The organism is Williamsia sp. M5A3_1d, from assembly GCF_053345315.1.
In genome coordinates this window covers 250,223-260,405 of record NZ_JBKEZX010000003.1, presented here as the reverse complement: position 1 = coordinate 260,405, position 10,183 = coordinate 250,223, and the positions used below count along the sequence as shown (strand labels likewise).

Annotated in this window: 11 protein-coding genes; 4 read left to right on the top strand and 7 right to left on the bottom strand. The window is 69.1% G+C overall.

The features are described from left to right. Nucleotides 1–280 precede the first annotated feature (280 nt). The 3 genes from ACLBW1_RS13680 to ACLBW1_RS13670 all read right to left on the bottom strand — a co-directional run bounded on the left by ACLBW1_RS13680 (nucleotide 281) and on the right by ACLBW1_RS13670 (nucleotide 1,771). Nucleotides 281–721 (bottom strand): hypothetical protein, encoded by a 441-nt coding sequence (locus ACLBW1_RS13680; protein ID WP_447812387.1) that lies wholly within the window; start codon nucleotides 719–721, stop codon nucleotides 281–283. Between the two features lie 264 nt (nucleotides 722–985). Further along, nucleotides 986–1,207, bottom strand: coding sequence for an MbtH family protein (locus ACLBW1_RS13675; RefSeq protein WP_045823710.1), 222 nt, complete (start codon nucleotides 1,205–1,207; stop codon nucleotides 986–988). Nucleotides 1,208–1,303: 96 nt separating this feature from the next. Next, nucleotides 1,304–1,771 carry a hypothetical protein gene (locus ACLBW1_RS13670; protein ID WP_447812386.1) on the bottom strand — a complete coding sequence of 156 codons (468 nt, stop codon included), beginning with the start codon at nucleotides 1,769–1,771 and terminating at the stop codon, nucleotides 1,304–1,306. 199 nt (nucleotides 1,772–1,970) lie between these two features. Between ACLBW1_RS13670 and ACLBW1_RS13665 the strand changes: the two genes are divergently transcribed. The 4 genes from ACLBW1_RS13665 to ACLBW1_RS13650 are packed head-to-tail and all read left to right on the top strand — an operon-like array spanning nucleotide 1,971 to nucleotide 5,962. Next, complete coding sequence (locus ACLBW1_RS13665) at nucleotides 1,971–3,020, top strand: ATP-binding cassette domain-containing protein (RefSeq protein WP_447812385.1); 1,050 nt, start codon at nucleotides 1,971–1,973, stop codon at nucleotides 3,018–3,020. Continuing rightward, complete coding sequence (locus tag ACLBW1_RS13660; RefSeq protein ID WP_447812384.1) at nucleotides 3,017–3,832, top strand: ABC transporter permease; 816 nt, start codon at nucleotides 3,017–3,019, stop codon at nucleotides 3,830–3,832. Before ACLBW1_RS13665 ends, ACLBW1_RS13660 begins: the two co-directional genes overlap by 4 nt. After that, nucleotides 3,829–5,058: an ABC transporter permease gene (locus tag ACLBW1_RS13655; protein ID WP_447812383.1), complete on the top strand. Its 1,230-nt coding sequence runs from the start codon at nucleotides 3,829–3,831 to the stop codon at nucleotides 5,056–5,058. The genes ACLBW1_RS13660 and ACLBW1_RS13655 overlap by 4 nt, the downstream gene beginning before the upstream one ends. 40 nt (nucleotides 5,059–5,098) lie before the next feature. Then, complete coding sequence (locus ACLBW1_RS13650; protein WP_447812382.1) at nucleotides 5,099–5,962, top strand: glycosyltransferase; 864 nt, start codon at nucleotides 5,099–5,101, stop codon at nucleotides 5,960–5,962. A gap of 42 nt (nucleotides 5,963–6,004) precedes the next feature. Here the strand turns inward: ACLBW1_RS13650 and ACLBW1_RS13645 are convergent, their stop codons facing one another. The 4 genes from ACLBW1_RS13645 to mftE are packed head-to-tail and all read right to left on the bottom strand — an operon-like array spanning nucleotide 6,005 to nucleotide 10,114. Further along, nucleotides 6,005–6,457 (bottom strand): PPOX class F420-dependent oxidoreductase, encoded by a 453-nt coding sequence (locus ACLBW1_RS13645; protein ID WP_447812381.1) that lies wholly within the window; start codon nucleotides 6,455–6,457, stop codon nucleotides 6,005–6,007. Then, nucleotides 6,454–7,803: a mycofactocin system GMC family oxidoreductase MftG gene (gene mftG, locus ACLBW1_RS13640; RefSeq protein ID WP_447812380.1), complete on the bottom strand. Its 1,350-nt coding sequence runs from the start codon at nucleotides 7,801–7,803 to the stop codon at nucleotides 6,454–6,456. Before mftG ends, ACLBW1_RS13645 begins: the two co-directional genes overlap by 4 nt. Next, nucleotides 7,800–9,404, bottom strand: coding sequence for a mycofactocin biosynthesis glycosyltransferase MftF (mftF, locus tag ACLBW1_RS13635; protein WP_447812379.1), 1,605 nt, complete (start codon nucleotides 9,402–9,404; stop codon nucleotides 7,800–7,802). The genes mftG and mftF overlap by 4 nt, the downstream gene beginning before the upstream one ends. Further along, entirely contained in the window at nucleotides 9,401–10,114 is a 714-nt protein-coding gene (gene mftE / locus ACLBW1_RS13630; RefSeq protein WP_447812378.1) for a mycofactocin biosynthesis peptidyl-dipeptidase MftE, read from the bottom strand. Before mftE ends, mftF begins: the two co-directional genes overlap by 4 nt. Nucleotides 10,115–10,183: the final 69 nt, after the last annotated feature.

Below are 10,183 nucleotides of genomic sequence, written 5' to 3'. Positions count from 1 at the left end.
GATTCTCGCGCTCCGATCCCGTTCGACGGCCGTCGTGACACCCAACGACGATGACCGCGGAGTGTCATCCGCGTCACCTCACGATGGTTTCACCAACGAACCTCGCCGGGCGTGGTGACACGCCTGACGCGAACGGGCGAATTCGCCGACTTCTCGATCAGTCATCGCGGGTCGTGATGCCAGATTTCACGATGGCAAAACGACTTCCGATGTTACACGAGCATGAACGAGCGATGTAGTACAGCGGCCCCGCACCGGGGCCGAGAGAAGACCGTGCGACTCAGGCGCCGGTCAGCCTGCTGGCGATCCCCCGCAGGTCGATCTCACTCGTCCGCATGGTCCGGACGGGGCCTGCGGTGGCGGCGATCTCGAGTTCGGAGAGATCCTGCATCACGCGGGCGAAGGTACCGTCGATGACGGAGGCGACGGTGGCGGGATCCCGCTCGGTCGACAGGGCGGGCATCCCGGCGAAGACGGCGGCCACGATGGCGGCGCGGTCGTCCATCTGCTGGCTGCGCGTGACCGGCACCATCAGCTCGATGGCGGCGTCGAGTTCCCGGTAGGAGAGCGAGCGGTAGTGGTAGCGGCACGCGACCCGGTTGGGCGCGGACTCCGCAATTCGATGGACCGTCCGGATCAGGTCCGAGGAGGCGACACCGCGTGCCTCGTCGAGATCGTGCTCCGCGGTCGTTCCCCCCGACCGAACTGCTGCGAATGCCATGTCTGAACCCCTGATTCCCGGTCACCCTGCGTGGTGTAGGGACACAGTAACGGGTGGTAGGAGTCGTTTGGGTATCCGTTTCGTTACAGAGTGGAACGGTAAACCCTGGTACTTCTTCACAAAAGATGCTGTGAACAGCACTTTCGGGGCTTCAGGCGATGTCGATCTCGTTACATCGACAGGTGATCCGTGTCACATTCGATGGCTGACCGTGTCCCTGACCGGGCGTGTCGGCCCCGAGATGACCGGTGTTCGCGCGTCAGATCACTGCGCGGAGTCGGCCTCCATGGCCTCGATCAGGCTCTTGGGCCGCAGATCGGTCCAGTGCTCGTTGACGTAGTCGAGGCACTCCGCACGCGATGCCTCACCGAAGACCTTGTCCCAGCCGGCGGGGATGTCGACGAACGTGGGCCACAGGGAGTGCTGGTTCTCCGCGTTCACCAGCACGAAGAAGCGACCGTTCTCGTCATCGAAGGGATTGCTCATGGGTGCGGTCCCACTCTCTGTCTGGTCGTCCACCGGCGCACCGGGCGGCGCGGTGGATGTTTCGTGGATCGGGCGGTGTCGCGGACCCTGCTGGGCTCAGGCGCGATCGGCACCCGCGAGGGCCACCGACGCCTGTACACGCAACGAGATCAATGTAGCGGCCAGGCCGGTCGGACCGGACAAGGCGAGGCCGGGGACGTTCATCATCAGCGCGACGGTGAGTGCGGAGTCGTCGATGACGTCTCCACCCGACATCGCGCCGACGGCGCCGAACGCCGAGGAGGCCAGCTGACCGAAGGTGATGGTGAGACCGGGTTTGCAGATCGCCGGCTGCCCGGGGGCGATCGCGGCGGCGGCGCCGACGAGCTGGCCCAGGGTGCGTGTGTCGTCGATCTGGCTCACGCGCACACGACCGGCGGTGGTCGTCTTCTGCGAACGAAGCTGCATCGCCACGTTGCTCTCCCATTCTCCCGCCGCGAACGCGAACACCGGCTTGTCGGTGGTCGCACCTCGCGGTCGTCGATCTCGGTGCGCGGGCCGATAAAAGAGTACCGGTAATTCCACGACCCAAAACTAAACGGTCATCGATTTCTTTTTCCGATTTCGATATCGGCGATATGTCACGGAGCGTTACACACCGCGCCGATCACACGGAACACGTTCACCGGACGAATACACTCGCCACCGGGTCGGTCGATGTCGACCCGGCCGGGACGCCGTCGAGCCCGCGTTCCCCTTCACTCCCCCGACGACAGGACCACAGATGCAGGGCAGCCAGTCCGGCGGATGGATCGCGGCCGGCCGCACGGATCCCGCGGGGACGACGCCGAGTGTCGTCGCCGACGGCCTGGTGAAACGGTTCGGCGACTTCACGGCCGTCGACGGCGTGTCGTTCGAGGTCGCCCCGGGAACGGTGCTCGGACTGCTCGGGCCCAACGGGGCAGGCAAGACCACCACGGTGAACATGCTGGCCACGCTGCTGATCCCCGACGCCGGGTCGGCGCGCATCGCCGGTCACGACGTGGTGGCCGACCGCGCCCAGGTACGTCGATCGATCATGTTGACCGGCCAGTTCGCCGCTCTGGACGAGTCCCTGACCGGTCAGGAGAACCTCGTGCTCTTCGGCAGGCTGATGGGCCTCGACAAGAAGGGGGCTCGGTTGCGCGCGGCGGAACTGCTCGAGGCGTTCAACCTCACCGAGGCGGCCGGCCGCCGGGTGGGCAAGTTCTCCGGGGGCATGCGGCGGCGCATCGACATCGCCTGCGGACTCGTCGTCCGGCCCGAGGTGGTGTTCCTCGACGAACCGACGACCGGACTCGATCCGCGCAGCCGACAGGATGTGTGGAACATCGTCACGAACCTCCGCGAACTGGGCATCACGACGTTGCTGACCACTCAGTACCTCGAGGAGGCCGACCTCCTCAGCGACAACATCGTGGTGATCGACAAGGGCCGGGTCATCGCCGAGGGCACGGCCGACGAGCTGAAGGAACGCGTCAGCGGGACCTTCTGTGAGGTCATCCCCAGCTATCCCGACGACATCGAGAAGATCACCGACCTGCTCGCCGACCTCGTCGGCCGCGACCAGATCCGCAGCGCCTCGGGCGGGACCGCGCTGACCGTGCCAGCCGTCCGCGGGACCGCGACCCTCGTCGAGATCGTCCGACGTCTCGACGATGCCGCGATCGAACTGTCGGATGTCGGCCTGCGGCGCCCCTCCCTCGACGACGTCTTCCTCAAACTCACCGCGCCGACCAACACCGAGGCCCCGACACCCGCGGGGGCCGCGTCGGAGCGCGAGGGGGTTCGGTGACGACCACGGCCCCACGGCCGCTGGTGATCGGCGGACTCGCCACCGGGAACATCAGCCCGTGGGGCCAGACGCTGGCACTCACCGAGAGATCACTGCGCGGGATGCTCCGACAGGGCGAGTTCGTGCTGGGAATCGTCGCCCCGGTGATGTTGACCATCTGTTTCTACGTCCCGCTGCGCAGCATTTTCGACGCCTTTCCCGGCGTCAACTACGCGCAGTTCCTGATGCCGGTCATCCTGCTGCAATCGGTGGGATTCGTGGCGACATCCGCGGCGATGCGCGCCGCCACCGACGGCAGCGCCGGGATCACCGACCGACTGCGCAGCATGCCGGTCAACGCGGTGATCCCGATGTTCGCGCGCCTGGTCGCCAACGCGATCCTGTTGGTCATCTCGCTGTTCTGGGCTGTCGTCTCCGGACTCGTCATCGGGTGGCGACCCGAACACGGCGTCTTCTACATGGCCGGTTTCCTCGCCGTCGCGTTCGTCGTCGGACTGCTGCTGGCGCTCGGGGCCGACGCGATCGGTGTCGTGGCCAGCAACCCGGAGGCCACGAGCCAGGCGCTGGCCCTGCCGCAGCTCATCCTCGGGATGCTCTCGACCGGGTTCGTGCCCGAGGCGTCGTTCCCCGAGTGGATCCGCCCGTTCGCTCGGAACCAGCCCATCTCGCAGTTCACCGAGCTGATGCGCGCGTTCGACAACGGTCGCGTCACCTGGGATGTCGCACAGGCGCCGCTCATCTGGGCCGGCAGTGTGGCAGTCCTGGCCGTCGCGGGCGGCGCGTACGTCATCGTGCGGGGTGCTCGCCGGTGAACTGGGAGATCACCGGGACGCCGTCGGGGGATGAGCCCACCACCCGACTGCCGCGCCGGCCACGACATCGGTCGCCGGGGCAGACCGACCACGAACACTGGTGGCGTTCGGAGAACCGGCCCGTATCCCGCAGATCGGTCGACCCCGACGACACCGAGACCCGCCGCACCGACATGACGTCGGGACGACAGGTGCTGTTCCCGGGCACCGGGTCGATCCGAGCGGTGGTCGGACCCTGGACCGTTCTCGCGCCCGATTCGGCGGACCGGCCGACCACGCGGATCCCGATCCGCGATCGTGGCGCCGTCGCCGTCGACGACGCGCCGACGACCCGTCTGCGCAGCGCGGCGGTCGATAAGGCCGCCGTCGACGTCGCCGTCGCGCCCCGGGCATCGGGCGTCGGCGACCTGCTGGTGACGCGATTCCCCGAGGTGGGCCGTCACAGCGAGCGCGGACTGCGCGCGTGGTTCACCCACACCGGCATCCTCACCGGTCGGCAGACCCTCGTCGTCCTGCGCGACCGGGTGACCCTGTTGCAGACCCTCTTGTTCCCGGCCCTGAGCATGATCATGTTCAAGGTCGTGCTCGGCGACGCCATCGGCCAGGCGACCGGGCAGAACAGCGCGTTCGGCACCGTCCCGCTGGTGGTCCTCGTCGGCGCCATGTTCGGTTCGATGGCCGGCGGCGTACGGCTGACGACCGAGCGCAAGACGGGTCTGCTCACCCGGCTCTACGTACTCCCCGTCCACCGCGCGGCCGATTTCAGCTCACGAATCGCGGCCGAGCTGATGCGGATACTGGTCGGCACGGTGATCCTGACGCTGTTCGGGATGATCATCGGTTGGCGTTTCGACCAGGGTTTCGTGCCCGCGCTCGGCATCTTCGCCGTCGCCCTGCTCTACGGGGCGGCGTTCTTCACGATCGTGCTCGCTCTCGCACTGTCGTCGTCGAACATCCCGTTGGTGCCGATCCTGTCGCTGATCGCGAGCCTGTTCATGTTCTTCAACTCCGGGTTCTCCCCGGTCAGCGCCTACCCGGGAGTCCTGCAGCCGCTCGTCGCGAACCAGCCGATGACGTGCGCGATCGACACCATGCGAGCCCTCGCGATCGGTGGACCGGTGACCGACAGCCTCGTCAAGACGTTGCTGTGGGCCGTCGGTGGACTCGTCGTGTTCGGTTACCCGGCGCTGCGCGCCTACCGCCGGGCGGCCGTGTCGCGCGATTGACGACATTGACCTATCCGTTCGTCTGGGCAAGCATGCAGCAGTGTCCAGTCCCACGATCTCGGTGATCATTCCCGCCTACAACGAGGAGGCGGACATCGCGGCATGCCTCGATGCGCTCCTCGACCAGGACGAACCCGTCCACGAGGTCATCGTCATCGACAACAACTCGACCGACGGCACCGCCGCCATCGCCGAGTCGTACGCGCGGCGATCGCCGACGGTCCGCCTCGTCACCGAGACCCAGCAGGGTGCATTGCACGCCGCGGCCCGGGGAGTCCGGGAGGCCGCCGGGGACCTGATCGCGAAGATCGACGCCGACACCGTCGTCACGCCGCGATGGACCGCGGCGATCCGCCGATTCTTCGCGGTGGTGCCGCCCACCGTCGCCGGCGGCAGCGGCCTGTGCTCGATGCACGACATGCCCGCCCAGTGGCTGTTCCGCTCCGCGCAGGCCCGCTTCACCGCGAAACTCGAAGCCGCGATGCGCAAGGGTGACATCACCGAGATGGCCGACACCTTCGGCGCCAACTGCGTGATGCGGGCGGCGGCCTGGACCGACATCGCGCCCCACACCAGCACCCGTGACGACATCCAGGACGACCTCGACATCGGCCTCACCGTGGTGGATCGGGGATGGCAGCTCGCGTGGGTGCCGGGCATGGACGCCCAGATCTCGGGACGCCGCCTCTGCACGACCCCGGCCAGCTATTGGAAGTACACCGCCCGAACCCCGCGGACGTTCCGGATGCACGGCAAGCGCAAGCAGTGGGCGGGGTCACTCGTCGGCATCGGGTTCGCCCGACTCGCTCAGGCCCTGGCGTGGCCCGTGCTGGCGTTCTGGGATCCGCGCGACCGCACCTTCGCCCTCAGCCCGCGTCGCGAGGAGCAGCGCGTCCTTCCCTGAGCACTCGCCGGTCACCGCACGCGCAGTGGCGGCGTGGCGGGGTCAGGCGCTGACGTCGAGGGAGGCGATCACCTTCGTCGGCTCGATCCACAGCGCGAGCTCGCCGGGCACCCCGTTCCGGGCACCGAACTCCTCGGCGCGGTCTGTGCCCATGTAACGCCCGCCCGCCGCGGTGGCGATGCGTCGCACCTCGTCGAGATCGTCGCTGATCTCCACGCGTCCCTGGACCTGGACGAAGGCGTACGGCGGTTCGGGCAGGTCGACACAGAGCACCACACGCGGATCGCGGTGCAGCGCTCGACCTTTCGCGGTGTCGGCACCGGTGTTGAACGCGATGCGCAGATCGGTCTCCCCATCTCCGGAGGTGCGTTCGTCGAGCACGAACCAGACCGGAGCGATGAGCGGACGACCGTCGGACGCGGTGAAACCGAGCATGCCGGTACGGGTTCCGGTGGACAGGAACTCCCGGACCGCCGGGTCGCCGAGTGTGGTCACGCCCCGACGATACCGCCGCCGACCGCACGCGGTCCGGCGATGGCGGCGGCGATCCGCGCCGCCATCATCATCGTGGTCGCGTGCGGTCCGCTCGACAGCGCGGTCGGCAGGATCGATCCGTCGACGACGCGCAGGCCCTCGACGCCCGTCACGCCGCCGAGCGCATCGGTCACGGTGCCCATCGGCATGGTGCCCCAGGCATGCTGCGACGTGGCGAGCACCGGATCGATCGTCACGCTGCCCGGCTCGACGAGGTCGGCGTGGTCGGGCCCCTCGAGCATCTCGACCACGCGGTGCGACCACCGACGCATGGCCTCGGTGGTCGCGTGGGCACCCCCGACGTCGATGGCGACGCCACCGCCCGCGTCGACGGCCAGGTGACCGGTCGCGCCCGGGACCATGCCCGCCACCCCCACAGCCGGGCCCGAGGGCGGGACACCGGTGATGTGGTCGGCGAAATCGGCGTTGTAGCAGCGGATCTCGAGCGCGTCCTCGGTGTGCAGGACGGTCGGGAGCAAGGGGACGTCGGCGGACGTCCGGGGCGCCCCCGGGCGTTCGCGGTATCGGACGAGGATCTCGCGGTGTTCGGACAGCGGGTAGGTCGACCTCCCCCATCCCGCCGACCTCGCGAGCAGCGTCGCACTCGCCAGGGTGCCCGCGCAGAGGATCACCTCGTCCGCGGGGATCGTCCGGCCACCGGCGCGCACACCGAGCGCCACACCCCCCGACATCAGGACCTCCTCGACCGTCGTGTCGGCGACGATCCGCAACGACGGTCGGGCGCGGACCGCGGTGGTGAGGAACGCCCGGTCGGCCGACACCCGCCCGACACCGTCGGCGTTGACGCGTACCCGGTTGATCCCGACCGCGGGCCATTCCGCCGTGATCACGTCGTATCCCAGGGTGCACCAATATTTTTCGAAGGCATGGGCGCGCGGGTGCAGATCGGTGTCGTCCACGGGCCGGACCGACATCATCCCGCCGGCGCCGCCGCCGTCGAGGATGCGATGGAACCGTTCGACGGTGTCGGCGTCCCACCAGCGTCGGTCCCAGTCCTCGAGATCGGTGCGATGACCGCGCAGGAAGTAACCGCCGTTGACGACCGACGATCCGCCCACCCCGAGGCCACGGACGAGTTCGAGACCGTCGGCCGTGCGGTGCCGCCGCACCCGTGTCGCATCGCTGCCCACCGGGAGATGCGCGAGCCGGACGTCGTGGTCGGTCGGGGCGTCGCGGCCCGCCTCGATCAGGGTCACGACAACGTCGTCGTCACGCGAGAGGCGTTCGGCCACCACACATCCGCAACTGCCGGCACCGACGACCACGACGCGACGCCGAGTGGTCACGAGCGGCTCGGACCACCCGTTCGTACGGACCCGCCCGGCAATCCGATGACCGGACGTAGCGCGCCCGTCGCGCGGGCGGTGGCCACGCCTTCCCAGAGCCCCGCACCGTACGCGAGGTCGTCGAGTCGCTTGAGGATCACGAACCGGGCGATACCCAGTCGCTGGACCGGGTCGGGGTTGAGCATCTCCGAGCGCACCCACTCGACGAGGCCGTCGGCGAGGGCTACGACGAGCAGCACCTGTCGGAACCGGGCGGAGAACACCGCGAGAACGACCGACAGCGGCCAGTAGTGTCGACACAGCGCCGAGGCGAACTGCAGGAAGCCGAATCCCACCGACTGTGCGGTGAGCTTCGCGGCCACCGAGAGCGCGTCGGGGACGTGTGAGACCCGGCCGTGGAGTCGTCGCCCGATGAGCGCGACCATGGCCACCAGCAGTCCCAGCCCCCATCGGGACCGGGTCAGCACACCGATGGCCGCGATCGCCATCGGGACGGTCATCACGACCGGGGCCGCGAGGGTGGGGTGGCGATCGCTGAGCAGCGCCGCCCCGGTCCCGTAGAAGCGTCGTCGGCGCAACGCCGGGCCGAGCCGGTCCCGGTGATCGTGTGCCGCGACGGCGACGGGGTCGTACCGGATGATCCAGCCCGCAGACGTGATGCGCCAGCACAGGTCGACGTCCTCGGCCACGTGCAGCGACTCGTCGAAACCGCCGGTGGTGACCTCGCCGAACACGCTGCGGCGCATGATGATCGCGGCACTCGGCACGTAGGGGACGCGCGATCCGGGTGTCACCGCGCTCTCGCGGCGCCCCATGTCGAGCGATGAGCACAGCGCCTCGTAGCGCGCCATGGGGCCACCCTCGGGCGACATCGCGACGATGCGTGGTGCCACCATCGCGACCCGGTCGTCGGAGAAGTGGGCGAGAAGCTTGAACAGCCAACCGGATTCGGGTACGACGTCGGAGTCGACGAAGGCGATCAGATCGGTCTCGACGCGACGGGCACCGTGGTTGCGGGCGGCCGCCGGACCGACGCTGCGGTCGAGTCGCATCAGCTCGACACCAGCCGCGCGCCGCACATCGTCCACGACGACCGGTGTCGTCGATCCGTCGTCGACGACGACGACGCGGACACCGACGAGTGCGCCGAGCAGCCTGTCGATTCCGGATTGGTTGTCGCGCACCGGGATCACGACCGTCACGTCCTCGGCACCGGGTCCGAACATCGGCCGCGGATGGGCGACACCGGCGTCGAGCAGCCGACGACCCAGCGCAGCCGACGACCGGCCCGCGACAACCAGTCGACCATCGACGTCGATCATGTCCACCGCCGCGGGCGCCAGCGTCAGCAGACGCATCGGCGATCCGCCGAGCAGATGCCTGCGCGAGGCGGGGTTGACGACGGTGGCCATGTCGAGTTGCACCTGGAACCCGTCGGGCAGCTCCTGCGCGGGACGTGCCGGCGTGTCGTCCACCGTCGCCTCGGATCCGGCGTCGGCCTCGGCATCCATCGGCCCGGCGGCATCAGGACTCGTGGAGTCTGGATCAGGGGAATCAGGATCGGTGGCGTCGAGATCGGTGGCGTCGGGGCGGCGGGTCATCGGATGATGCCGTGGGCGTCGGGGGACCATCGACGCATCGCGTCGGCCAGCCGGGTCGACATCGCGTCGAGATGTGCGCGCCCGTCCTCGGGGTCGCCGCGACCGGGGTCGCCGAGCACCCCGTTCGGGCTGACCGCCCGCACGCCCGACGCACGCAGGCGGGGCATGAGGTCGGTGACCGCACCGGTGTTGCCGACCGCGATCGCATCCGATCGGACCGTCTCGGGCGAGATGTGCAGCAGCAGAGCGGTTTCGGTGGCACCGGCGTGCGCGTCGGCGCCGACGACCGTACAGGGGAACCAGACCACGTCGCGCCCCTCGGCACGCAGCAGGCCGACCGCGTCGACCAGGGTCGCGACGTTGCCACCGTGTCCGTTGACGAACACGATGCGCGCGGCCCACCGGCACGCGCTGCGGCCGTACTCCACGAGCACCTGCCGCAGCGCCTCATGTCCGATGGAGACGGTCCCGGGGAAGTCCTCGTGCTCGCCGCTGGCACCGTAGGCGAGCGCCGGGGCGATCAGCATCTGCGTGTCGTCGCCGAGCGCCTCGCGGGCGCCGTCCGCCACGGCACCGGCGATACGCGTGTCGGTGTCGAGCGGGAGGTGTGGGCCGTGTTGCTCCACCGAGCCCACCGGGACCACCAGCGTGACCTGCCGGCCGTCGAGCGCGGTCCAGGTCGCCGCGCCGAGCCCACCGGAGCAGATCATTCGGACAATGCTAGCCACCGCAAGCGCTCCTGAACACACGAAGCGGCGAACGCTTTTCACCGTTCCGGC

Coding starts and splice junctions, on each gene's coding strand:
- ACLBW1_RS13675 (WP_045823710.1), bottom strand. CDS start 1,207: ATGAGCAATCCCTTCGATGACGAGAACGGTCGCTTCTTCGTGCTGGTG.
- ACLBW1_RS13665 (WP_447812385.1), top strand. CDS start 1,971: ATGCAGGGCAGCCAGTCCGGCGGATGGATCGCGGCCGGCCGCACGGAT.
- mftF (WP_447812379.1), bottom strand. CDS start 9,404: ATGACCCGCCGCCCCGACGCCACCGATCTCGACGCCACCGATCCTGAT.
- ACLBW1_RS13680 (WP_447812387.1), bottom strand. CDS start 721: ATGGCATTCGCAGCAGTTCGGTCGGGGGGAACGACCGCGGAGCACGAT.
- mftE (WP_447812378.1), bottom strand. CDS start 10,114: ATGATCTGCTCCGGTGGGCTCGGCGCGGCGACCTGGACCGCGCTCGAC.